This window comes from Dorea chungnamensis, from assembly GCF_039832125.1.
In the GTDB taxonomy this organism is placed as follows: Bacteria; Bacillota; Clostridia; order Lachnospirales; family Lachnospiraceae; genus JAFBIX01.
This window is the reverse complement of record NZ_JBDOHT010000025.1, coordinates 1-25,103: the sequence shown is the minus strand read 5'-3', so window position 1 is coordinate 25,103 and position 25,103 is coordinate 1. Positions and strand designations below refer to the sequence as shown.

Sequence of the window (25,103 nt, the reverse complement as noted above, 5' to 3'; positions counted from 1 at the left end):
ATCGGCTTCGCCGCAAATTTTGAGCGATTTGTCAAGCGTTTTTTGCAAAAAAGTGGGTGATTTTTTGAGATAAGGGTCGGAAAGCCTTATAAAATCAGGGCTGAAGATTCCGAGAAGTTATAAAGATACATAGGAGGAAGAAAAGATGTGGCTTGGATTTGCAGTTGGCTCGGCTTTTTTTGCTGGCATCACATCTATTTTAGCAAAATGTGGAATTAAAAAGACAGATTCCAATGTGGCTACGGCAGTTCGTACATTTGTAGTATTGATATTCTCCTGGCTGATGGTATTTGTTGTCGGCTCTCAGAATCAATTAACTACATTATCGTTGAAAAATTTATTGTTTCTGGTATTGTCAGGCCTAGCTACCGGTGCCTCTTGGTTATGTTACTTTCATGCATTACAGATTGGAAATATCAATAAAGTAGTTCCGGTCGATAAGTTTAGTACGGTGCTTACGATCATCCTGGCATTTATTTTGTTGGGAGAGCCGGTTAGTATCTATAAATTAATGGGAATTGTAGGAATCGGTGTTGGAACTTGGCTGATGATCCAAAAAAAGGAAACGACAGAACCGAAAAAAGAAGGAAAAGGCTGGTTCTTTTATGCGCTGTTATCAGCAGTCTTTGCCAGTCTGACCTCTATTCTGGGAAAGGTCGGCATTACTGGAGTGGATTCGAACCTTGGAACTGCGATTCGAACGATTGTCGTATTGATTATGGCATGGGTGGTTGTGTTTGTGACAAAAAAGCAGAACGATGTAAGGTATCTGGACCGAAAAGAGCTGAGATATATTGTGCTGTCCGGTTTTGCAACCGGTGCTTCCTGGCTGTGCTATTACCGGGCTTTACAGACTGGACCAGCCAGCCTGATCGTACCGATTGATAAATTAAGTATTGTAGTTTCTATTATATTTTCTTATATTGTATTTAAAGAAAAATTATCGAAAAAGGCTCTCTTTGGGCTGCTTTGTATTGTTGGCGGAACACTGGTAATGCTGGTGGGATAGAGCCAAATGATTTGATTGAGAAAAGAGATGAATGATTGTGACAAAAAGTATGACGGAAGGCAGACCGTTAAGATTGATCTTACAGTTCGCCGTTCCGCTATTAATTGGCAATCTGTTGCAGCAGACATATAATCTGATAGATGCTGCGATTGTAGGAAGGGTACTGGGAACAAAAGCGCTGGCCAGTGTAGGAGCATCCAGCAGCGTGCAGTTCCTGGTACTTGGTTTTTGTATCGGGATCTGTGCAGGGTTCAGTGTGCCGGTAGCGAAGTTCTTTGGCGCTGAGAAATTAGAGAAGATGAGGGAATATATTTTCCACGCAGTTGTCTTGACCGTGTTTTTTGCATGTATCATCACAACGGTCTGCGCACTTTTGTGTGCGAAAATCTTGCACATCATGTCGGTGTCGGAGGATATCTATGAGAATGCATATCAGTACTTATTGATTATATTCCTGGGAATTCCATTTACGTTACTCTACAATCTATTGTCCAGCATTTTGAGGGCAGTAGGAGATAGCAGAACGCCATTTGTATTTCTTGCGATTTCCACAGGATTGAATATTTTGCTGGATTTATTCTGTATTATGGTGCTTGGCTTAGGATGTGCCGGTGCAGCGGCTGCGACCATAACTGCGCAGGCTGTCAGCGGTATTTTGTGTCTGGTATTTATATGGAAACGTGTGGAAGTTCTGAAGTTATCACACCGGAATTGTCGATGGAATGGTGCAGTTACAAAGAATCTTCTGGCCATGGGAATTCCGATGGGATTACAATATTCGATTACGGCAATTGGAAGTATGGTCATGCAGTCAGCAAATAATGGCTTAGGAAGCGTCTGTGTCTCAGGATTTACTGCAGGAGTAAGGATCAAGCAATTCACTATGTGCCCATTTGATGCTCTCGCAACAGCCGCCTCCGTATTCTGTGGGCAGAATCTGGGAGCAGGCAAGATAGACCGTATCCGAAAAGGAATTCTGCAGACTGCGGCAGTTGGTGTATTGTATGGAGGCCTGGTAGGACTTTTGTTGATATTTGAAGGACGGAACTTATCCATGATCTTTATCAGCAAAGAAGAGGTGGAAGTATTAGACGCAGCAGCGAAGTATCTGCGCTGCATGGGATATTTTTACTGGAGTCTGGGAATTCTGAACGTGTGCCGTATGAGCACACAAGGATTAGGATATTCTGGACGGGCAGTTTTTTCCGGAGTTACGGAAATGTTTGCCCGGTGTATCGTAAGTCTGGGGTTCGTTCAACGCTTTGGCTATACAGCAATCTGCTTCACAGACCAATCCGCATGGATTACCGCATGCTGTTATATCATACCAACATGTTATCTGTGTGTCAGACAGATTGCGAAAAAGGTAGAGGGCAATAGACAGATTGAGCAGAATAAAGTAAAATAACAGCAATAAATCACAGATGTTATGAAGGAAAGGAGCCTACGCATGGAACAGCAGGAAAAGGTTCATAAGAGACGTCCCCGTTATTCCGGGACACATCCAAAAAAATATAGTGAGAAATACAAAGAACTGAATCCAGAAAAATATGCAGATACGATTGAAAAGGTTATCCAAAAGGGTAGTACTCCGGCAGGGATGCACATTTCAATCTGTGTAAAGGAAATCTTAGATTTCCTCAAGATTCAGCCAGGGCAGAAGGGCCTGGATGCAACACTGGGTTACGGCGGACATACGCAGCAGATGTTACAATGCCTAGATGGCAAAGGGCATATCTATGCTCTGGATGTTGATCCGATTGAGTCTGTGAAAACAACAGAACGGCTGAGAAAGGCCGGTTATGGAGAAGATATTCTGACGGTTCGCCTTCAGAACTTTGCTGAGATTGATAAAGTGGCAGAAGAAGTGGGAAAATTTGATTTCATTTTGGCGGATCTCGGTGTATCATCCATGCAGATCGACAATCCTGACCGTGGATTTACCTATAAATTCGAAGGACCGTTGGATCTTCGGCTGAATCCAGAAAAGGGAATCAGCGCAGCAGAACGACTGCTGGAAGTAGAAGATGAAGAGCTGCAAGGAATGTTGGAAGAAAATTCGGATGAACCATATGCAGAAGAGATTACCAAGACAATTATGTCCTGGAGGCGAAAAGGAAAATGTCCTGAGACAACGATTCAACTAAAAGAAGCAATTGAAGAAGCATTGAGATTTCTCCCGGAAAATGAACGGAAAGAAGCCGTGAAAAAAGCATGTCAGAGAACATTTCAGGCATTGCGCATTGATGTAAACCGCGAGTTTGAGGTCTTATATGAATTCCTGGAAAAACTGCCGGATGTACTTGCACCTGGAGGAAGAGTGGCAATACTTACCTTCCATTCAGGCGAAGATCGTCTTGTGAAGAAGTCGTTTAAAAATTTCAAAAAAATGGGAATCTACAGTGACATTGCCAACGATGTGATTCGTCCTTCCGCAGAAGAATGTGCAAGAAACCCTCGTGCACGTTCTACAAAGATGCGTTGGGCAATACGGGCATAGAAGGGGAAGAGATAAGGGGAATACATGGAAGAAAAGAAAGTAAAAAAACAAGATTCTGTATGCACGGTGGCAAAGAAATGTGGAGGATGTGTATATCAGGGAATGCCTTATAAAGAACAGTTGAAAAGGAAACAGAAACAGGAAGAACAGCTTCTGAAGAAATTCTGTAAAGTAAGTCCGATCATCGGCATGAAAGATCCATATTATTATCGGAATAAAGTACATGCTGTTTTTGACCGGGACAGACGCGGTAATATTATTTCCGGTACTTATCAGGCCAATACGCACCGTGTGATTGCAGTGGAAGACTGTATGATCGAAGATAAAAAGAGTCAGGAGATCATTCGGACGATCCGGCATCTTTTGAAGTCCTTTAAGATTAAGACGTACGATGAAGATACCGGATATGGACTTCTTCGACATGTGATGGTCAGAAGAGGTTTCCAGACAGGGGAGATCATGGTTATTCTGGTACTGGGTTCACCAATACTTCCGTCAAAGAATAATTTCATCAAAGCGCTTCGGAAGGAACATCCAGAGATCACCACAATCATTCTGAATGTTAATGATAAGCAGACGAGTATGGTACTGGGAGAAAAAGAAAAGGTTATCTATGGACCGGGATTTATCCGGGATACGCTGTGTGGATGTACCTTCCGTATCTCCCCACAGTCTTTCTATCAGGTCAATCCCGTACAGACAGAAGTCCTGTATCAGACCGCCATGGAATATGCCGGCCTTCAGGGAAAAGAAAGCGTAATCGATGCATATTGTGGAATCGGAACTATCGGTATGGTGGCAGCAAAGCAGGCAAAACATGTCCTGGGGATAGAACTGAATAAGGATGCGGTGCGGGATGCTAAGATGAATGCCAAAGAGAATCAGATGAACAATATAGAATTCCGTCAGGGCGACGCAGGAAAGTTCATGGTAGATATGGCAAAAAAGCACCAGAAGGTGGATGTTGTATTCATGGATCCTCCGAGAGCCGGAAGTGATGAGAAATTCCTGTCATCGGTTGCGCAGATGGGACCGAAGAAAGTTGTGTATGTATCTTGTAATCCGGTGACACTGGCACGAGACCTGAAATATATGGTGAAGCATGGGTATAAGGTGGAGAAGATACAGCCGGTTGATATGTTCCCGTTCTGTGACCATGTTGAGAACGTGGTTTTGATGTCTAAAGCAGGTAAAAGATAGATAGAAAGAGGTGTATTTTCATGATAAAAATTGATTTGGAGAAATGTATTGGCTGTGGGATGTGTAGTGTGGACTGTCTTGCTACGAATATTGAGATTAAGGATGGCAAAGCGAGCATTAAAAAAGAATGTATTCAATGTGGACATTGCGTAGCAATCTGCCCTGTTGGAGCTGTGTCTATACCAGAATATGAGATGGAAGATGTTGAGTCATGCAAAGGAGAGAACTCTCAATTAGATTCAGAGCAATTGCTTCAAAGTATTAAGTCTAGAAGAAGTATTCGTAATTATAAGCAAGAGAGAGTAGAACAGTGTAAAATGGAATTATTGGCGCAGGCGGGACGATATACAGCTACAGCAAAAAATAATCAGGATTGTTGTTTTATATTCATTCAGGAAGAACTGGAACAATTAAAGTCCATGGTCTGGGATTATATTAATGGCTTGGAACAGCAGGAAAAGAAAACTATAGCGAGAGAGCTACTTCCGTTTGTAGCTTTTAATCGGCGAAGAAAAGCGAATCCAGAGGATGACTTTTTGTTCAGGAATGCGCCGGCTGTAGTGTTTATTACTTCTGAATGGCCGCTGGATGCCGGACTGGCCGCTCAGAATATGGAGACTATGGCAGAGACATTGGGACTGGGCACGCTATATAATGGATATCTGGCAAGGATTGCGAATGCTAATATTGAATTAAAAAAATGGCTGGGTATTGAGGATAGAACGATTAAAGCATGTATGCTGCTTGGCTATCCAGATGTACACTATGTTCGGACCGCACCAAGGAAAAAGGCGAATGTTATCTGGAAATAAGTATTTTGCTTTTGGCAGAGATAGGCTATAATAGCTATGAATATTAGTTGTTATGGTCGGAGGAATGTTATGGATTATGAAGCTTTGCTGAATGAGGTCTTGGATATAGGAAAAGAAATGGTGAAATGTGGTGCGGAGACGAATCGTGCAGAGGACAGTATCTATCGTATGATGGAAAGTTATGATGTCGAACAGTGCAATGTGTTCGTGATTCAGAGTAATATCCAGGCAACAATCAAACCAGTAGGAGGATCGTATATCACACAGATTCGAAGGGTACATAAGACGGGATTCAATTATGACCGACTGGATTATCTGAATAATCTGTCCCGTTATATCTGTAAAAATCGTCCTTCAGTGGAAGAGATTCATGAGAAATACGAGGAAGTCATGAACCGAAAGCCACAGCCGGTCTATTTTCGCTATCTGGCGGCAATCTTGGGTGGTGTCGGATTCGGTGTCTACTTTGGCTGTGATTTTGTGGACAGTTGTGTCGGTATTGTAATCTGTACACTGGTGGAAGTTTATCTGGGAGATATTCTTGATAAAAAGGAGAATAACCTTGTAGTATACAATATTATCATTGCATTCCTGTCATCGGCGGCAGTTTTTCTGGCAGCAGAATTCGGCTTGGGTCATCATCCGGATCGGATTATATTAGGATTGAATATGGTTCTGATCAGTGGACTGGGTGTGGCAAATGGAATCCGGGATGTTCTGGACCGTGCATATATTTCAGGGATCCTGAATATTATTCATGCCTGTCTGGGTGCGGTTGCAATTGCATGTGGGACAGGTCTTGCCATGTTATTATTTGAGGGTAACATCTATGAGATGTATATTGCGCCAAGTGTGGTGGTGCAGCTGATATCCTGCGGTGTGGCCAGTATGGGATTTGCATTGGTATTCCGGGCTGCACCCAGACAATCCTTTTGGGCAGGCGTGGGAGGATTGGTTAACTGTGGCTGTTATCTGCTGGTGATTCATTTCTATGGAAATAATCTGCCAGCCATCATGGCAGGAGCGACTTTTGTGGCGGCATATGCCTATGCAATGTCCAGAATACATAAGGCTCCGGCTACCATTTTTCTTACAACATCTATTATGCCCGTGATACCGGGAGCAACGTTATTCTATATGATGCATGGAATCGTGCAGTCAGATTATGTGATGGCAAGAGAACAGACGATATTACTGGGACAGACCTGCATGGCGATTGCATTTGGATTCCTGATTGTAGAGATTGCGACACGTTATGTGTTTGAGAAAAAACGTTAACCAGAAAAGTTTCCTGTTGGTTGATTTAATTTCATAAAGTATCGTATGGCTCCATTGAAGCGTCATTCGTCCTCTGATACTATATATAGTAAGGAGGGCGAATTTTTTATGTATGGATTTCATTTATCAGACAATATAGTCCGGCTGCGGCGTGAGCGGAAAATGACGCAGGAAGAGGTGGCGGATTTTATAGGAGTTACAAAAGCTTCGGTGTCAAAATGGGAGAATCAGCAGAGTACACCGGATATCATGTTGCTGCCGCAGCTGGCAGCGCTGTTCGATGTGACGGTAGATGAACTGATGGGGTACGAAGCGCAGATGTCTAAGGAGCAGATCCGCCGTTGTTATCTGGAGCTTACGAACAATTTTACAAAAATGCCGTTTCAGGAAGCGATGGATAAAGTCCGGGAACTGACTCATCGATATTATTCCTGTTATCCGTTCCTTATGCAGGTATGTGTCTTGCATCTGAATCACTTCATGCTGGCAGAGACGGAAGAAGAAAGACAGCAGATCCTGCGGGAAACAGTGGTAATCTGTGACCGGATTCTGGAACGGTGCAGTGATGTCGGTATCTGTAACGATGCCATATCTATGAAGGCAGTAATAAAACTTCAGATGGGTAATATGGCAGAAGTTATTGAAATGCTGGAACCTGTGGCAGATTCGTTTCAGATATCGGAACAAAATGATATGCTTCTGATACAGGCATACCAGATGGCAGGAGAACTGGAAAAAGCGAAAAGTTATACGCAGATCCGACAGTATCTTTCTATGTTAAAGCTGGTGAATACAGCAATGTCAGATCTATCCCTGTACATGCAGGATATGAAACGATGTGAAGAGACGATACGGCGTATGAAAGGAATGATGAAGCTGTATCAGTTAGAACAGCTTCACCCGAATCAGGCGGCCCAATGTTATTATCAGATGGCAGTTGTCTATGCGGTTCAAGATAAGAGAGAAGAAGCATTGGAAGAACTGAAGCATTTTGAGCAATGTGTATGTTCACTTCTGGAGAGTGAGCAGGTGTTTCTTCATGGGGATGCTTACTTTGATCGATTGGAGGAGTGGATTGAGCAGCTTCCACTTGGAGACCAGACGCCAAGGGACAGAGCATTTGTCAGACAGAATGTAGTGCAGGCATTGTCGCATCCTGCGTTTACAGTACTAAAAGACATGGAAGAATATCAAAATATGATTCACCATATGGAAAAAGGAGGAAAATAATATGCCAGAGGTTCAAGAATTATTACCATTTATTATACCACTTGTCATTGTAGAATTTGTATTGTTTATTTATACTGTTCATCATATTTTGACACATCAGACTTATAAGAGAGGGAACCGTGTTCTGTGGATGATCGTTGCGATTGTCGGTATGGAATTTATCGGACCAATTCTATACTTCCTTCTCGGGAAAGAGGATAGTTGATATGGATATGTTGACACTTTCTCATGTTGCAAAACATTTTGGAGAAAAACAGGTGTTAAAAGATGTGTGCCTTCATGTACCGGAGCATACGGTCTTTGGATTCGTTGGACAAAATGGAGCTGGAAAGACCACATCTATGAAGCTGATCCTGGGGCTTCTGGCCTGCGACAGCGGTGAGATTGAGGTGAATGGAATGCCGGTGAGGTATGGCAATACAGCGACCAATCGTTTTATCGGTTATCTACCTGATGTACCGGAGCTCTATTCCTTTATGACGTCTCGGGAATATTTGAGATTCTGTGGCGAGATTACAGGTATGCCGACAAAGGAAATCAAAAACCGCAGCCAGGAATTACTGGAACTGGTAGGGCTGGCAGAAGAGAAACGTCGGATTAAAGGCTTCTCACGTGGGATGAAGCAGAGACTTGGAATTGCCCAGGCACTTTTGAACCGGCCGAAGTTGTTGATCTGTGACGAGCCGACTTCGGCTCTTGACCCGGTCGGACGTAAAGAATTGCTGGATATTCTGGTGGAGGCAAAAGAACAGACAACAGTGCTGTTCTCTACCCATATTCTCTCTGACGTGGAGCGCATCTGTGATGAGCTTGCATTTCTACATGACGGAAAGATTGCTGTTCAGGGAACCATGGAAGAAGTACGGAAGATACGGAAAGCTACAGGAACAGAACTGGAGATGGAAGATCGGCAAGGGATTGAAAAACTTCGAAGGGCATTTCCGTTTCTGAAATTAATCGGCTCTCATCGTCTGCTGTTGGAGAATCCAGAACAATTACCAGATATACTGCATTTTCTGGCAGATAAGAAGATGCCTGTTCTGCGCATAGAACGAAGGGAACCGACATTAGAAGATCTGTTCATGGAGGTGATTGGAAAATGATGGCATTTTTGAAAAAGGAATGGATGGAGCTTATTCGTATGGGTCGTGTGTGGATGTTGTTATTGATCTTTATTTTGTTTGGGATTATGAATCCTGCTATGGCGAAGCTTACACCGTGGATGATGGAGATGATGTCAGATTCTCTGGCGGATGCAGGCTTTTTGCTTACAGATGTTAAGATAGATGCAATGTCTTCCTGGACACAATTCTATAAGAACATCCCCATCGGACTGATCATATATGTGTTGATGTGCAGTGGAATATTTACCACAGAATATCAGAGAGGAACATTGATTCCGGTGGTGACTAAAGGACTGTCACGGGGAAAGATTCTTCTGGCGAAAGCGGTGATGCTGTTTGGAATGTGGACAGTACTGTATACTCTCTGTTATGGAATCACATATGGATATAATGCGTATTTTTGGGACAACAGCATCGCAGAGCATCTTTGGTTTGGCGCTGTCTGTTACTGGGGATTTGGTCTATGGGTCATTGCAGTATTGATACTTTTTTCTGCGATATGTGACAGCAATACTCAGGTTCTGCTGGGAACGGGTGCAATTGCTCTGGGGGTATATTTTATAGGCATGTTCCCACAATTACAGGATTATCTGCCAACAAAATTGATGGATGGAATGACATTGCTTCAGGGCGGTGCAAAACCAGAAGATTATTATGTGAGTCTGGCAGTGGCTGTGGGAATGGCTGTATTATTTCTGGTAATGTCTTGTATTTGCTTTCATAAAAAGCAGTTATGACCTTTTCTATAAAAATAACACATTTTTCTGCATTTTTCTGCTATCTTTGAGAAGCGGTCTCGGTTACAATATCAGTAAAGGGGTGAATGAGTATGCTGCGAATGGAAATTGCCTTATTACTGATATTGTTTTTTGTGGCTATGATTTATTTTTCGGCGGGAAGAAAACATACAATGCTGCATCGGACATTTTCAATCCTGCTGGTTGTGATTCAGATTCATCTGGTATTTGATGCTGTTACGATCTATACGGTGAATCATCTGGAAACGGTACCGTTGACGTTGAATGATATTCTGCATCGGTTTTTCATCGGAACGATGGTGCTGATTGTATATCTGTTTTATCAGTATATTGCGATACTGGTAGAAGAAGAGACCGGAAAGCCTCGGAATTTTGACCTGGCAGCAAGAATCTATCTTGTGGTGGCTGAATTGGGAGCGATGCTTTTGCCGGTTCACTATGCCGTTACAGAGAAGGGGAATTATTCCGATGGAATCCATGCAAATGTATGCTATGTCAGCATGGCATTCTATCTTCTCCTGTGTGTATGGATGTTATTGTCTAACTGGAGAGAGATTGACCGGAAAAAGAAGTTTGCCATCGGTGCAGCCCTTGTAATTGAGGTATGCGTATCACTGTTGCAAGCAGTCAATCCGACCTGGCTGATCAGCGGTATGGGGCTTACCTTAATGACCATGTCTTTTTATCTGACTTTGGAGAATCCAGACATCCTCCGGGCAGAACTGACGGAGCAGAAGATGTCCATGCTATACCTGAAAAGTCAGGTCAATCCACATTTTCTCTATAATACTCTTGATACGATCCGTATTCAGGCACAATTGAATCATGATAAGCCGGTTGCCGATCTTCTGATGCGGCTGGTAGACTTTTTCCGCCTGAGTGTAAAGATAGATCGTCAGATGGTTGCCTTAGATGATGAACTGGAATTGTTGGAGTCATATATGGATCTGATGTGTTATCGGTATCCGGAACTGGTGTGCAATTATGATATTGACCCGAATCTCGGAGGTGTTTTGGTTCCGAATTTTATCCTGCAGCCGATTGTGGAAAACAGCTTGCTGCATGGATTGAAAAATAAGGGATATCGGGGAGAAGTGAAGATCTCCGCTCAAAGATCAAAACTGAAGGAATCGTTTATGGAGATTCAGGTGTCTGACACGGGCAGTGGTTTTGCAGAAGGGAAGAAAGAGAAAATCGAGGATTTACTTCGACATTATGATAAGCAGGCCCCGAAGCTGGAAGGGAACAGTATCGGTATCTTGAATGTTCAGAAGCGGATCAAACTGCTCTGTGGCAGAGAATGTGGATTATGGTATACAGAGAATATTACAGGAGGTGTGACGGCACATCTGTTGTTGACCATGGATGAAGGGAAGGGTGCGAGATGAAAAAGCTGAGAGTATTGCTGGTAGATGATGAGATTATGATTCGGGAAGGCTTCAAGCGATTGTTTGATTGGGAAGCACATGACTGTGAAGTAGTAGGCGAGGCAGCAGATGGCATGGAAGCATTAGCCCAGATTGATGCATTGCGCCCGGATATTGTAATCATGGATATTAATATTCCTATTATGAGTGGACTAAAAGTAATTCAGGTCAGCCGCATCAAGCATCCGAAGATCGCTTATGTGATCGTATCAGGATATGATGATTTCTCTTATTGTCAGCAGGCACTCAGACTGCAGATTACGGACTATATTCTTAAACCAGTAGATTATGAGGAATTCGGTATCTGTATAGACAATCTGAAAATCTCTCTGTATGAACAGCGGATGGCAGAGGAACACGAGCCGAAAGAACAAGGGGAACGCGTAATCATAGGGATTACCCGGTATCTGCAGGAACATCTGGAAGAAGAGGTGAGCCTTTCCGTTCTTGCCGAAGAATTTCACCTGAACCCACAATATATCAGCCAGCTTTTTAAGAATGAGATTGGAGTAGGATTTCTTGCCTATCTGACCAATATTCGGATGGAAAAAGCAAAGAAGCTATTGCTCTCAACTTCATTTCCGATTGCGGAGATTGCACAGAAGACGGGATATGGAGACTACCGGGTATTCACAAAAGTGTTCAAGAAAGCGGAAGGAATCACACCGTCTCAATATAGGAGAGAGTTCCTGGTGGCAGGAGAAATCTGAGCCTGTAATTCTGATACCTTTTTCCGATGAATATTTTCATGAATTCTGTGGCAAAACTACGGGTGCGATTGACGTGGGAAATGGAAAACATGTTCATTTTATCAAGGATTGTACCGAAGAAGAGGATAACCACAAGCATGAATTTCAGACTGCAACATTGATTGACAGTCCGACAGACTTTAAGTGTAAATAATGAAATCTGGATGCTCCGGAGTGTTCCAGGGTATCTTTACCACAGGGTACTTTTTTGATACAATGAAAAAAACGAAAGAGAGGCTAGTGTATGCAGGGGATTTTTGAATCAATTAATGGGATTTTTGCCTTTGTAGGTCCGTTATCGGATTTTCTGTGGGATTTCCCAACGAATTTTGAGTGGTATTCATCGATTCCGCTTCTTGGAAATTTTTCATTTGCAATCATATTGCTTTTGGGCTCTGGAATTTTTTTCAGTTTCCGAATCGGTTTTATGCAGGTGACCTATTTCAAAAAGGGAATTAAGATTATGACGGAGAAGAGGAAGGTTGATACCGGAATCTCTCCACTTGCAGCGTTCCTGTTAAGTTCTGCCATGCGTGTAGGACCGGGAAATATTATCGGAGTTACAGGTGCCATAGCGGTGGGAGGTCCGGGAGCCCTATTCTGGATGTGGATATCTGCATTTTTCGGAATGGCAGTGGCTTACATGGAAGGTGTGCTGGCGCAGATCTTTAAAGAGAAGAAAAATGATGAATTTATCGGAGGGCTTCCATTCTATGGAAGAAAACTTCTGGGAAATAAAGTCTGGATTGGAGTGTTCCTATCCGTGCTTTATATCTTATATGCCCTCTGTTGTCTGCCGGCACAGGGATTCAACGTGGTATCCTCTGTGGGAAGAATGGCTGAGATCGTAACAGGAGCAACGATTGCGACAGATTCTGCATTTTATTATGCAGTGGGAGCGTTGATCATTGTATTGACAGCTGTCATAGCTTTTGGCGGAATTAAGAAAGTAACCAAGTGGACGGATAAGATGGTTCCGGTAATGGCGGTACTTTATATCATAACGGTGTTGATACTGATTCTCTTAAATCTTGGTTCGGTTCCGTATTTCTTCCGTGCAGTTTTTGGCGGTGCGTTTAAGCCGGAAGCGTTCTTTGGCGGAATGTTCGGAACCGTCCTGGCACAAGGTGTGAAGCGTGGATTGATGTCGAACGAGGCTGGTCAGGGTACAATCACCATGTCTGCAGCCGCTTCTGACGCAAAGCATCCATGTGAACAGGGTATCCTGGCATCTATCGGGGTGTTCCTGGATACCATCGTGATCTGCACACTTTCAGGGTTTGTTGTAGTTATGGCGCACTGCTGGGATGGACCGGATGCAGCGGCCTGGGCAGAACTTGACAAGCTTCCGAAGTTTACAGAGTCTATTGCGACACTGACACCGGGAACAGCAGCCAATGCACTGGTGACCTTTGTGATTACATTGTGTTTCTGCATGTTTGCATATACCTGTCTTCTGGGAATGATCAGCTTCTCTGAGATTGCAGCCAATCGAATCCGTAAGGATAAAGGCTTCATTAATGTAGTCAGAGGAATTGCACTTTTTGTAGCAGCATTTGGTATTCTGTGTAATATTGCCGGTCTGGAATTGGGAAACTTATGGGCATTTTCGGATCTTGGAAATATCCTGATCGTGTTCTTCAACGTTCCGATCGTCTATGTGGGAGCGAAATATGTGCTTCGTGCTACAAAGCATTATAAGAAAAATGATGGGACGCCATTTACTTCGGAAGTGATTGGAAGAACAGACTGTACGTTCTGGGATGAACGGGCAGAGAAATGATACTTAAAATGTAAAATAGCTTTCTCAGGGAATGGAACCTTGAGAAAGCTATTTTTTAATTACATGAACATATTCTGTGTTCCTACATAACGGATGCCATCTTCAAATACTCTTTTTCCTCCAAGAGTTACCAGTTTGACATCGTTTAGAAGAGTAATGTCTTTACTTAAGTCACCGCCGACCACGAGGAGGTCTGCATCCAAGCCTTCTTTGACCAATCCGCGTTCATTTTCAAAACCAAGCACTTTTGCAGGATTGGAGGTTGCAGTCTGGATGGCCTGAACTGGTGTGATTCCATATTCCACCATATACTGCAGCTCTCTAGGAAGTGGCAGCAAAGGAGAACCATAGACTACCATATCGGTTCCGGCAAGAACGGTTACGCCTGTGTCGTAAAATTTCTTGAAATTATCACGGTAAGCCTTGTATGCTGGTTCGAAATATTCCCAGTTGGCCATTTCTTTCTGCATGACTGGATCATTGACCGGTTTGCCGGCACATTCTTCCAGATTCTTCTTGGTAATCTCATACAGATATGTATAAGCCATGATTGTAGGCGTCCATGCAAGTCCCTTTTCAGCCATCTGCTGTGCCTGTTCATAGGTCATAAAGGTACCATGCTCAATGGTATCAAATCCAGCATCAATACTCATCTGGATACCTGGCTGTGTTCCGGCGTGAATTCCACATTTAATTCCTCTTCTGTGACATTCATCGACAGCTGCATCCAGTTCTTCCTGGGTATATTCTGGAATGTGGCTGCGGTGGGTTGTGAGGATTTTGATCCATTCAGCACCGTCACGCACCTGACGACGAATCTCTTTACGAATCTCCCAAGGTCCATCCACCTGTGCGATATCATCATCCCATCCATGGCCACCGGTCATGCACATTCCATTATCAACATGCGTGATTCTTGGAATCGTGATAAATCCCTTTTCTGCGGCTAATTTTAAAGTCGCACACAGTTTTCTTGCAGATGTCATATCACGTACACTGGTGATGCCGCGTTCAAAAGCGGACTGCGCATGCTGGACTGCAAATAATGTGATCAGCTGATCGTTGTAATTGAAGCTGTCCGGCTGTGAAAACCAGTAGCCAAGATGCACATGCATATCACAAAGTCCTGGTAAGAGCGTTGCATCCCCATAATCCTTTACTTCTTTTTCAGGAAACTCTGCGATGAGTTCTTCTTTGGTGCCGATTTTCTTGATCTTGCCATCTTCAATGGCAACCGCCTGATCTTCAAGAACGGTCTTTCCGTCGCCGGTAATCATGTGTTTTGCGCTAATAATCATAGTAATTCCCTGCCTTTGTTTATTTATTGACATAATTATAACGCATATTGATAAGAATAGCTATCCTTGTACTAGATAATAGTGAAAAAAATATCATATGAAAAGTTTAAAAAAATGGCTTGACTTCTGGAAAATCAGTGTATATGATTCGTATGTCGGTGTTTATCAAATGCAAAATAATTATAGTTATTGAGGTAGTTTTATGAATTATAACAAAATTTTACAGGGGATTCTTGATATTGGAGAAGCAATGCTGCAAAGCGGTGCAGAGAATTTCAGACTGGAAGACAGTCTGTACAGAATGTGTAAAAGTTATGGATTTACACGGTATGATGTATTTGTAATTCCGAGTAATATCCAGATAACAGTGGAAACACCGGAAGGGGATATTATCACTCAGATCCGGCATATTGAATCAACAGATATTAATTTTGATCGTTTAGATTATTTGAATAATTTGTCCCGTTATGTCTGTCAGAATAAACCAGATGAGAAAAAATTACGCGAAAAGTATCTGGAGGTTATGAATCGGGAAGAGCAGCATCCTGCTGTTAAGTATTTTGCAGGAGTTATGGGTGGAACCGGATTTGCGGTTTTCTTTGGATGCGGATTTATGGATGCAATCGTTGCAGTCATTGTCTCATTGATGATCGTAGTGGTTGGCGAATGGCTGAGTAAAAGAGAAAGTAATCTTATGGTATATAATATGATTCTGTCTTTCTTATCAGAGGTCATTATCATTCTGCTGGTGCGACTTGGAATTGGAAGCCATGCGGAATGGATTATGATTGGAATTGTTATGCTTCTGATCAGTGGACTTGGAGTGACGAATGGAATCCGTGACCTTTTGCAGAGAGACTTTATCTCTGGATCTTTGAATATCATGAATGCGTTTTTAGGTGCAGCCGGAATTGCGTTTGGAATTGCGCTTGCTATGCTCCTGCTGGATGGCGTATCTTTGGAAGGATTTATTTTAAATAACAGTATTCCGATTCAGTTGATTTCCTGTACGATTGCATGTACTGGTTTTGCATGGTGGTTCAAGATTAAGGGAAGACAGGTATTATATACCAGTGTTGGTGCGTTTTTTACATGGGCAATTTATCTTGTAGTATTCGAGTTAGAGCCAAGTAATTTTCTGGCAACTCTCTTAGCATCGATTTTCGTGGCATTTTATGCATTTATTATGTCTAGAATTAACAAAGCTCCATCTACCATCTTTTTGACAGCTTCAGTATTTCCGTTGATTCCAGGACCAAATCTGTATTATATGATGTATGGATGTGTGAGCAGGGATATGGAGATGGCATTCAGCGAAACGGTTGTTTTACTTGCAACCTGTCTTGCTATTGCATTTGGTTTTATCATTGTAGATGTAGCTTCAAGGGGAATTATGCGCACATTGAAGAGAGAATATCATATCAGTAAGAGTTCATAGAAGATACGTGACTTATAGGGAGGGTATAGATGCTGACAATTGGAACGCATATGTCGATTGCCAAAGGACTGGCAAAAACTGCAGAAAATGTGGTGGAGATGGAAGCAAATACTATGCAGATCTTCAGCCGCAATCCCAGAGGTTCTAATTTTAAGACATATGCGGATGAAGAGATTGCAAAATTTCAAAAAATACGGCGGGACAATCAGTTTGGCCCGCTTTTGGCGCATGCGCCATATACCATGAATCTTGCCAGTGCGCAGGAAAAAGTGTATGAATTCGCATGCACAGTGATTCGGGAAGATACGGCCAGGATGGATGCGCTTGGAATTGAGAATATGGTATTTCATCCGGGCAGCCATACCGGAATCGGAATAGAGGCAGGCATAGAGAATATTATTGCTGGTCTTGATCAGGCAATTACCGGTGAAGAGAATATCACGATACTATTAGAGACTATGACGGGAAAGGGAACAGAGATTGGTGCAAGGTTCGAGCATCTGAAAGCAATTCGTGATGGTGTGAAGCATCCGGAGCGTATTGGTATCTGTCTGGATACCTGTCATGTATTTGCGGCAGGATACGATATTGTCAATGATCTGGATGGCGTTCTGGAAGAATTTGATCAGGTCCTTGGTCTGGAGCTTTTAAAAGCGATTCATCTGAATGACAGTATGATGCCATTTGGCTCTCACAAAGATCGACATGCGACGATTGGTTCGGGAGAGATAGGAATGAATACGCTGCTACATGTATTAAGACATCCGTTATTAAGGGAACTTCCTTTTTATCTTGAGACACCTTTGGATGATCAGGGACACAAAGAAGAGATACAGATGATCAGAGAGAAGTTGAGCTGAATTTATGGATGCAGGATTAACATTACGACCGATTGCATATATACATACAGAGTTTTCGTCTAAGTTTGGAATTCCCCGCCAGAGTGGACTGGCGGATACGAAAGCAGAGATTGTTTTTACGCCAGAGTATCGTAATCCAGATGCATGCAAAGGAATGGAAGGATATTCACATCTCTGGCTGTTGTGGGAATTTACCGAGGCAGTGCAAGAGGAATGGAGTCCGACGGTAAGACCTCCAAGATTGGGTGGGAATCAGCGAGTAGGAGTGTTCGCTACGCGTTCTCCATTTCGACCAAATCCTATCGGACTGTCTTGTGTTGAATTAGAGAAAATAGAATTAATGGAAGGGTTAGGAATTGTGTTACATGTAAAGGGAGCCGATCTTTTGGATGGGACTCCCATTTATGATATTAAGCCGTATCTTCCTTATGTAGACAGTTACCCAATGGCGAGAGGAGGATTCTCGGAGAAAGTAAGAGAGTATAGACTTGAAGTAGAGATTCCAGAACAATGGATTGCAATCGTTCCTGAGGAAAAACAAATGGTGTTGAAACAGATTCTCAGCCAGGATCCCAGACCGGCTTATCAAAAAGATCCTGAACGCGTATATGGAATGGAGTATGCGGGGATGGAGATTAAATTTCAAGTACGAGAGCAAGTGTTGACTGTATGTGAGATAAAGAAACATTTTAAATAGATATATATATAAGATTAGGAGGGTGTGTATGGATTTTATAGTAGCTTCTTATGAGCATATTGATAAGATGTGTGAGATTACAGAACAGGCAAAACAACAATTACGTGGTCTGGGGCTCGATCAATGGCAGAAGGGATATCCTTCCAGGGAAGTGTGGATGCAGGATGCGAAAGAGGGCTGTACATATCTCGCGGTGGAGGGTGGAGAGATTGCTGGAGTATTTGCATTTCAGATAACTCCAGATCCATCTTATGCGCAGATTGACGGAAAGTGGCTGACAGACGGAGAATATGCATCTATGCATCGAGTCTGTGTGTCTGATGACTTTAAAGGTAAGGGTGTTGCCGGAAAGATGTTCCAGTATGGATTTGAGATGGCGAAGAAGGCCGGATTCCGGGCAGTAAGGATTGATACACATCCGGGAAATCTTCCGATGCAGAGAGCACTTACTAAGGCAGGATTCGTCCCGTGTGGTAATATCCGTTTAGTTGGCGGATGTGAAGATGGGGATCCAAGAATTGCTTTTGAGAAAATTCTGTAGGAGGGATTTTGGTGAAGATTTCAACAAAAGGACGTTATGCGTTAAGAATTATGATTGATCTGGCCAGACATGATGAGGGAAGCTATATTCGGTTAAAAGATATTGCAGAACGGCAGAATATCACATTGAAATACATGGAACAGATCATGCCGCTTCTGACAAAAGCCGGATATGTAAGAAGTTACCGAGGAAATAATGGTGGCTATATGTTGGCACGTAAACCGGAAGAATATACTGTGGGAGATATTTTACGTACAACAGAAGGAAGCATGGCACCAATTGCGTGTATTGAAGATCAGCCAAACCGCTGCCCAAGATGTGAAGAATGTACAACATTGCCGTTTTGGGAAGGATTGTGGAAGGTTATCAATGAATATACAGATCGCTATACATTGGCAGATCTAATGGAAGATAAAGATAAATAAAAAGAAAATAATAAAGTGGCATGTACAAAAAAAGCAAAACTGGATATTTCAAAAATGCCAATTGTAAGTATAATACTCCTATATAACATATTAAATATATAGGAAAGGTAGTATATCGAATGAAGGAAAACAGATATGAATTAAATAAGCAGTTGGCACAGATGTTAAAAGGCGGCGTTATTATGGATGTTACAACACCAGAGCAAGCCAAAATTGCAGAGGCAGCAGGTGCTTGTGCAGTAATGGCTTTGGAGAGAATTCCTGCGGATATCAGAGCAGCAGGTGGAGTATCTCGTATGAGTGATCCAAAGATGATTCGGGGAATTCAGGAAGCGGTGTCTATTCCAGTTATGGCGAAGTGCAGGATTGGTCATTTTGTAGAGGCTCAGATATTAGAGGCAATTGAGATTGATTATATCGATGAAAGTGAAGTCCTTTCTCCTGCAGATGATATTTATCACATTGATAAGACAGAATTCAAGGTTCCATTTGTCTGTGGAGCGCGAGATCTGGGAGAGGCACTTCGCCGTATTGCAGAAGGAGCATCTATGATTCGCACGAAAGGAGAACCAGGTACCGGAGATGTTGTTCAGGCAGTCAGACATATGAGAGTTATGAATGCGGAGATTCGTCGGGTTGTGAATCTTCGTAAAGACGAATTGTTTGAAGCAGCAAAGCAATTACAGGTTCCAGTAGATTTGTTAGAATATGTGCATGAGCATGGAAAACTTCCAGTGGTTAATTTTGCAGCCGGCGGTGTAGCTACACCAGCAGATGCAGCGCTGATGATGCAGCTTGGAGCAGAAGGCGTGTTCGTAGGTTCCGGAATCTTCAAATCTGGAGATCCGGCAAAACGGGCCTCTGCAATTGTAAAAGCAGTGACTAATTATACAGATGCAAAATTAATCGCAGAATTGTCCACAGATCTGGGTGAAGCCATGGTCGGTATCAATGAGCAGGAAATTGAACTTCTTATGGCAGAGCGAGGAAAATAATATGACAGTAGCAATCTTAGCCTTACAAGGCGCATTTGCGGAACATGGACAGATGTTGGATAAGCTTGGTGCAGATCATTTTGAGATACGCCAGAAAAAAGATCTGGAAAAAGAGTTTGATGCACTGATATTACCGGGTGGAGAAAGTACCGTAATGGGGAAATTACTTCATGACTTAGACTTATATGAATCAATCAGAGATAAGATATTGGCGGGAATGCCGGTATTCGGCACTTGTGCAGGATTAATCTTATTGGCCAAAGATATAGAAGAGGAAGCAACACATCTGGCAACTATGGATATCCGTGTGAAGCGGAATGCATATGGAAGACAGCTTGGAAGTTTCTATACGGAAGATGAGTTCCGGGGGATAGGAGAGATTCCCATGACATTTATCCGTGCACCATATATAGCAGAAGTTTTTGGCGAAGCAGAAGTTCTGGCTCGGGTAGACGGAAAGATTGTAGCAGCAAGGCAGAACAACCAGTTAGTGACTGCCTTTCATCCAGAACTGTCAGATGATCTTAAAGTGCATCAATATTTTTTGAATATGATTTCTTAGATAAAAGCCATCAGAGATATACAGATATTTCTGATGGTTTTCTTGTGCTTTTGAAAAAATAATTATAAAATATAGTTGACAAATATGAGAAGTAGGAATATAATCCTATTAAACCTATTAAATAAGTAGGAAAAACGGAAAATAAAGAAAAGGAAGGAATAGAGACATGGCAAAGATTTATAAAGGAACATTAGGACTGATTGGAAATACACCGCTTGTAGAGGTGGCTAATATTGAGAAAGAATTAGGATTAGAAGCAACGGTTCTGGTGAAATTGGAATATTTCAACCCAGCAGGAAGCGTAAAAGACAGAATTGCCAAAGCAATGATTGAAGATGCAGAAGAAAAAGGAATATTAAAAGAAGGTTCTGTCATTATTGAACCAACATCAGGCAATACAGGAATTGGGCTTGCATCCATTACAGCCGTAAAGGGATATCGTATTATATTGACGATGCCTGAGACCATGAGTGTTGAGAGAAGAAATATTTTGAAAGCATATGGAGCAGAGCTGGTTTTGACAGAAGGGGCAAAAGGAATGAAGGGAGCTATTGAAAAAGCAGAAGAACTTTCCAAAGAGATTCCAAATAGTTTTATCCCGGGACAGTTTGTTAATCCTGCAAATCCTGCAATTCATAGAAGTACAACGGGTCCGGAGATCTGGAAAGATACAGACGGAAAAGTAGACGCATTTATTGCCGGGGTAGGTACAGGAGGAACACTTACAGGTGTAGGTGAATATCTGAAGTCTCAGAATCCAGATGTAAAAGTGGTAGCAGTGGAACCGGCAGGATCTCCGGTATTGTCAGAAGGAAAAGGTGGTCCGCATAAGATTCAGGGAATTGGTGCGGGATTTGTTCCAGAGGTATTGAATACATCTGTTTATGATGAGATTATCAAGATTGAGAATGAAGATGCATTTGAGAAAGGAAAACTTCTTGCAAAATATGAAGGTATTCTGGTGGGAATTTCTTCTGGAGCTGCGTTGTCAGCAGCAATTCAGCTGGCAAAACGCCCGGAATACAAAGGCAAGACGATTGTAGCATTATTGCCGGATACAGGCGACAGATATTATTCTACACCACTGTTTACAGAATAGATGAATTGAAAGATGTGCAGGTAGAAAAATATGAAATTTTCGAAAAAAAGCAGATACGGGCTTATAGCTTTGATAGATCTATCGGTGAATTCAAAAACAGATCATGTGGCGTTGAATAGTATTGCTGAGAGAAATGGGCTATCTTCACAATATTTGGAACAGATTTTTGCTGCACTTCGCAGAGCGGGTATTGTAAAAAGTGTAAAAGGTCCGCAGGGTGGTTATCTCCTAAGCCGAGAAGCCGGTAAGATTACGGTGTCTGAGATACTGGAAGCTTTAGAAGGGGATTATCGTTTCGAAAGTGAATCAATATCAGAAGACAGTAAAAATGTTGGAATATCGATTACTATTCAGCAATTGGTCATTGATAAGGTAAATCAAGAGTTAGAGAATATACTTACAAATCTGACTCTGGCAGATCTTGAAAGAGAATATCAGGAGCATAATGCATACAGTCAGGATATGTATTATATATAAAAATGGGAAGCATATGCTTCCTATTTTTATGTAAGTCGGATACTGGTGAAATTCTAGAGAATGGTATATAATAAGTTGGAAATGATGTTAATATCAAAGATAATTTCTAATTATTAGGAGGATATTATGGCAATAGAAGAATACATCAAAGCATATAAAATGGGCAAGAAAGAGTATCAATCTCGAATGCTTCGTGGTCTGAAACCGACACTGGAGGTGCTGGATGACATCCTTCCAGGTAAAGGTACATTATCTGAAGTGCCTTTGGGATTAGTTCAGATTCCGGTCGATCAGATTGTGGGAACGAAAACTTATGGAAGAAGCGAAGCATTTGCATCAAATTTTATGCCGATATTGAGAGAAAATACAGAATTTGCCATTAAATGGGCACATCTTAGCACTGCCCATGAAAATGAAGGAATTCGTGAACCTATCAAGGCTTACGAATATATGAATAAATTCTATGTAGAAGAAGGAAATAAGCGCGTCAGTGTCATGAAGTTCTATGGCGTTGTATCTGCCCCGGCAGTTGTAACTCGTATTGTGCCGAAGCGTACAGAGGAAAAAGAAAATAAGATATATTATGAATATATGGATTTTTATGATAAGACAAAGATTAATTATATCTGGTTTTCTGAGGAAGGAAGATTTGCAAAATTATTAGAAGCGGTCGGCAAAAGTGAAGATGAAGAATGGAATAACGAAGACCGATTGGATTTTAATTCTGTATACTCCAGATTCAATGCAGAGTATACTGCAAAAGGCGGGGAGAAACTTTCAATCACAGCAGGAGATGCTTTCTTGTCGTTTATTACCTTATATGGATATGAAGCATTAAAAGATAAGACAACAAGTGAATTGAAAGCATTGGTCACAAAGAGTTGGGAAGAGTTTAAGTTGTTAGAAGAAGATAAGGAAGTGGATCTTAAGATGGATCCAGGAAAGGAGAAAAAACCTATTTTAAGCCGTCTGCTTCCAATCAGTGCACCAAAATTGAAAGTAGCCTTTATCTATGAAAAGACAGCAACATCTTCTGCGTGGACCTATGCACATGAATTAGGAAGAATGCATCTGGAGCAAAAATTCCCGGAAGAGGTAAGTACAATTTATTATGATAATACAACATTGGATAATATAGAGGAACGCATCGAAGATGCGATACAGCAGGGATGCAATATCGTGTTTACAACGACGCCTTCTTTTGTACCGGCAAGTGTAAAGGCTGCAATTGCACATCCAGATATTCGTATTTTAAGCTGTTCAGTAAATACTTCACATCGGTATATCAGAACTTACTATGCCAGGATGCATGAAGCAAAATTCCTGATGGGGGCTATAGCAGGAGCAATGGCGGAGAATAATAAGATCGCTTATATAGCAGATTATCCGATATATGGCGCAATAGCCAATATTAACGCCTTTGCGTTGGGTGCGAAGATGATCAATCCACGGGCAAAGGTATATCTGGAATGGTCAACGAAGAAAGAAGGTAATGTTGTTGAAAATATCAGACAGATACAGCCAATGTGCGTATCTGGAAAGGATATGGTAATACCGGAAGAAGCGTCTCGATATTTTGGGCTTTATCGACTGGATGGAGAAGTTCCCCACAATCTGGCAATGCCATTATGGCATTGGGGTAAATTCTATGAGCAGTTGATTCAGACGATTATGGATGGAACCTGGAAGTATGATGATAATCCGGCAACGATGCAGGCAATCAACTACTGGTGGGGGATGTCTTCGGGAGTAGTAGATGTTATCTGTTCTCAGAATCTTCCGATAGGAACAAAGAGACTGGTAGATCTTCTGAAGAATACAATCTGTACAGGAGAATTTAATCCATTTTCAGGAGTTCTTTATTCTCAGGAAGGAGTGGTTCAGAACAATCCAAATAAGAGTCTGACACCAGAAGAGATTCTTACTATGGATTGGCTGGCAGAGAATGTCGTTGGATCTATTCCAAAAGAAGAGGAGTTACAAGAGGCATCCAGACCTGTTATTTCACAGCAGGGAATCGATATAACGAAAGGTTAGAATATTATGAGAATATTAGCACTTGCGGATGAAGAGGCTCCTGCCCTTTATGATCATTTTGATAAAAGCAGGCTAGAGGGAATCGATCTGATTATTTCCTGTGGGGATTTGAATCCGAGGTATCTTTCATTTTTGGCTACATTCGCATCTGTACCGGTATTATATGTCCATGGAAATCATGATGAAAAATACAAACAGATTCCACCGGAAGGCTGTATATGTATAGAAGACCAGATCTATGTATATAAAGGAGTTCGCATCCTGGGCCTGGGAGGTTCTATGCGTTACCGTGAGGGAGAACATCAGTATACAGAGTGGGGGATGCGGCACAGAGTCAGCAAATTATGGTTTCAGTTGCTGAGAAGGCGGGGATTTGATATTCTGGTCACCCACGCTCCGGCTTATCAGCTGAATGATGGACGAGACCTGCCACATCAGGGCTTTCAGGTATTTAATACATTGATGGAAAGGTTTCATCCGAAATATTTTATCCATGGGCATGTACATATATCATATGGAAGAAGGCATAAGAGATATGATAAATATCAAGATACTCATGTGATCAATGCATATGAACGTTGCGTATTTGATTTTGAGGATGAACATCCAGAAGAACATATAAGATAAGATGTTTGGTGAGATAAAGACCTTGGGAAAATTTTCCTGAGGTCTTTATTTTATGACTTAAATGAAAAACTAAATTCCAATTATTAAATAATCCAGTAAATTTGCGGGATTAAATTCCATTTTGCACCTTAACAATTCCATATTTTTGCCTTATAATGAACCTGTAGGCACCCATGA

Annotated in this window: 26 protein-coding genes; 25 read left to right on the top strand and 1 reads right to left on the bottom strand. The window is 42.0% G+C overall.

What is annotated here, in order from left to right:
* Positions 1–145: 145 nt before the first annotated feature.
* The 14 genes from ABE613_RS14530 to ABE613_RS14465 all read left to right on the top strand — a co-directional run bounded on the left by ABE613_RS14530 (position 146) and on the right by ABE613_RS14465 (position 13,870).
* Positions 146–1,009: an EamA family transporter gene (locus ABE613_RS14530; protein ID WP_235233832.1), complete on the top strand. Its 864-nt coding sequence runs from the start codon at positions 146–148 to the stop codon at positions 1,007–1,009.
* A 37-nt stretch (positions 1,010–1,046) separates the two neighbouring features.
* A complete protein-coding gene (locus ABE613_RS14525) occupies positions 1,047–2,417 on the top strand; it encodes an MATE family efflux transporter (protein WP_235233833.1) in 1,371 nt (456 codons plus the stop codon).
* A gap of 42 nt (positions 2,418–2,459) precedes the next feature.
* Positions 2,460–3,509, top strand: a complete 1,050-nt coding sequence (gene rsmH, locus ABE613_RS14520) for a 16S rRNA (cytosine(1402)-N(4))-methyltransferase RsmH (protein WP_347376760.1) — start codon at positions 2,460–2,462, stop codon at positions 3,507–3,509.
* A 24-nt stretch (positions 3,510–3,533) separates the two neighbouring features.
* Positions 3,534–4,709, top strand: a complete 1,176-nt coding sequence (gene rlmD / locus ABE613_RS14515) for a 23S rRNA (uracil(1939)-C(5))-methyltransferase RlmD (protein WP_347376759.1) — start codon at positions 3,534–3,536, stop codon at positions 4,707–4,709.
* A 20-nt stretch (positions 4,710–4,729) separates the two neighbouring features.
* Complete coding sequence (locus ABE613_RS14510) at positions 4,730–5,521, top strand: nitroreductase family protein (RefSeq protein ID WP_347376758.1); 792 nt, start codon at positions 4,730–4,732, stop codon at positions 5,519–5,521.
* Positions 5,522–5,590: 69 nt separating this feature from the next.
* Positions 5,591–6,799: a threonine/serine exporter family protein gene (locus ABE613_RS14505; RefSeq protein WP_235234261.1), complete on the top strand. Its 1,209-nt coding sequence runs from the start codon at positions 5,591–5,593 to the stop codon at positions 6,797–6,799.
* A 108-nt stretch (positions 6,800–6,907) separates the two neighbouring features.
* On the top strand, positions 6,908–8,029 hold the full coding sequence (locus ABE613_RS14500; RefSeq protein WP_347376757.1) for a helix-turn-helix domain-containing protein: 1,122 nt from the start codon (positions 6,908–6,910) through the stop codon (positions 8,027–8,029).
* A gap of 1 nt (position 8,030) precedes the next feature.
* Positions 8,031–8,234, top strand: coding sequence for a PLDc N-terminal domain-containing protein (locus tag ABE613_RS14495; RefSeq protein ID WP_347376756.1), 204 nt, complete (start codon positions 8,031–8,033; stop codon positions 8,232–8,234).
* A gap of 1 nt (position 8,235) precedes the next feature.
* Positions 8,236–9,132 carry an ABC transporter ATP-binding protein gene (locus ABE613_RS14490; protein ID WP_235232852.1) on the top strand — a complete coding sequence of 299 codons (897 nt, stop codon included), beginning with the start codon at positions 8,236–8,238 and terminating at the stop codon, positions 9,130–9,132.
* The gene (locus tag ABE613_RS14485) at positions 9,129–9,890 is read left to right on the top strand and encodes an ABC transporter permease (protein ID WP_347376755.1); all 762 of its coding nucleotides are present in this window, start codon (positions 9,129–9,131) and stop codon (positions 9,888–9,890) included. Before ABE613_RS14490 ends, ABE613_RS14485 begins: the two co-directional genes overlap by 4 nt.
* Positions 9,891–9,982: 92 nt before the next feature.
* Positions 9,983–11,299, top strand: coding sequence for a sensor histidine kinase (locus ABE613_RS14480; protein ID WP_347376754.1), 1,317 nt, complete (start codon positions 9,983–9,985; stop codon positions 11,297–11,299).
* Positions 11,296–12,048 (top strand): response regulator transcription factor, encoded by a 753-nt coding sequence (locus tag ABE613_RS14475; RefSeq protein ID WP_235232855.1) that lies wholly within the window; start codon positions 11,296–11,298, stop codon positions 12,046–12,048. The genes ABE613_RS14480 and ABE613_RS14475 overlap by 4 nt, the downstream gene beginning before the upstream one ends.
* Positions 11,951–12,241 carry a YmaF family protein gene (locus ABE613_RS14470; protein ID WP_347376753.1) on the top strand — a complete coding sequence of 97 codons (291 nt, stop codon included), beginning with the start codon at positions 11,951–11,953 and terminating at the stop codon, positions 12,239–12,241. The genes ABE613_RS14475 and ABE613_RS14470 overlap by 98 nt, the downstream gene beginning before the upstream one ends.
* A gap of 90 nt (positions 12,242–12,331) precedes the next feature.
* Entirely contained in the window at positions 12,332–13,870 is a 1,539-nt protein-coding gene (locus tag ABE613_RS14465) for an alanine/glycine:cation symporter family protein (protein WP_347376752.1), read from the top strand.
* Positions 13,871–13,929: 59 nt separating this feature from the next.
* On the opposite strand, the gene ABE613_RS14460 is transcribed toward ABE613_RS14465, so the two are convergent.
* Positions 13,930–15,168 (bottom strand): amidohydrolase family protein, encoded by a 1,239-nt coding sequence (locus ABE613_RS14460; protein ID WP_235232858.1) that lies wholly within the window; start codon positions 15,166–15,168, stop codon positions 13,930–13,932.
* 202 nt (positions 15,169–15,370) lie between these two features.
* On the opposite strand from ABE613_RS14460, the gene ABE613_RS14455 reads away from it, so the two are divergent.
* The 11 genes from ABE613_RS14455 (at position 15,371) to ABE613_RS14405 (ending at position 24,926) form a co-directional block, all read left to right on the top strand.
* Positions 15,371–16,606, top strand: coding sequence for a threonine/serine exporter family protein (locus ABE613_RS14455; protein ID WP_235232859.1), 1,236 nt, complete (start codon positions 15,371–15,373; stop codon positions 16,604–16,606).
* 29 nt (positions 16,607–16,635) lie between these two features.
* Positions 16,636–17,466, top strand: coding sequence for a deoxyribonuclease IV (locus tag ABE613_RS14450; protein ID WP_235232860.1), 831 nt, complete (start codon positions 16,636–16,638; stop codon positions 17,464–17,466).
* A 4-nt stretch (positions 17,467–17,470) separates the two neighbouring features.
* Positions 17,471–18,163 (top strand): tRNA (N6-threonylcarbamoyladenosine(37)-N6)-methyltransferase TrmO, encoded by a 693-nt coding sequence (tsaA, locus tag ABE613_RS14445; protein WP_347376751.1) that lies wholly within the window; start codon positions 17,471–17,473, stop codon positions 18,161–18,163.
* Positions 18,164–18,191: 28 nt separating this feature from the next.
* Entirely contained in the window at positions 18,192–18,704 is a 513-nt protein-coding gene (locus ABE613_RS14440) for a GNAT family N-acetyltransferase (RefSeq protein WP_347376750.1), read from the top strand.
* 11 nt (positions 18,705–18,715) lie between these two features.
* A complete protein-coding gene (locus tag ABE613_RS14435; RefSeq protein WP_347376749.1) occupies positions 18,716–19,129 on the top strand; it encodes an RrF2 family transcriptional regulator in 414 nt (137 codons plus the stop codon).
* Positions 19,130–19,248: 119 nt separating this feature from the next.
* Complete coding sequence (pdxS, locus tag ABE613_RS14430) at positions 19,249–20,124, top strand: pyridoxal 5'-phosphate synthase lyase subunit PdxS (protein ID WP_235232864.1); 876 nt, start codon at positions 19,249–19,251, stop codon at positions 20,122–20,124.
* Position 20,125: 1 nt separating this feature from the next.
* A complete protein-coding gene (gene pdxT / locus ABE613_RS14425) occupies positions 20,126–20,686 on the top strand; it encodes a pyridoxal 5'-phosphate synthase glutaminase subunit PdxT (protein ID WP_347376748.1) in 561 nt (186 codons plus the stop codon).
* 166 nt (positions 20,687–20,852) lie between these two features.
* Positions 20,853–21,785: a cysteine synthase A gene (cysK, locus tag ABE613_RS14420; protein WP_347376747.1), complete on the top strand. Its 933-nt coding sequence runs from the start codon at positions 20,853–20,855 to the stop codon at positions 21,783–21,785.
* A 30-nt stretch (positions 21,786–21,815) separates the two neighbouring features.
* A complete protein-coding gene (locus ABE613_RS14415) occupies positions 21,816–22,262 on the top strand; it encodes an RrF2 family transcriptional regulator (RefSeq protein ID WP_347376746.1) in 447 nt (148 codons plus the stop codon).
* Between the two features lie 126 nt (positions 22,263–22,388).
* Positions 22,389–24,299, top strand: a complete 1,911-nt coding sequence (locus ABE613_RS14410) for a BMP family ABC transporter substrate-binding protein (protein WP_347376745.1) — start codon at positions 22,389–22,391, stop codon at positions 24,297–24,299.
* A gap of 6 nt (positions 24,300–24,305) precedes the next feature.
* The gene (locus ABE613_RS14405; RefSeq protein WP_235232869.1) at positions 24,306–24,926 is read left to right on the top strand and encodes a metallophosphoesterase family protein; all 621 of its coding nucleotides are present in this window, start codon (positions 24,306–24,308) and stop codon (positions 24,924–24,926) included.
* The last annotated feature ends 177 nt before the right edge of the window (positions 24,927–25,103 follow it).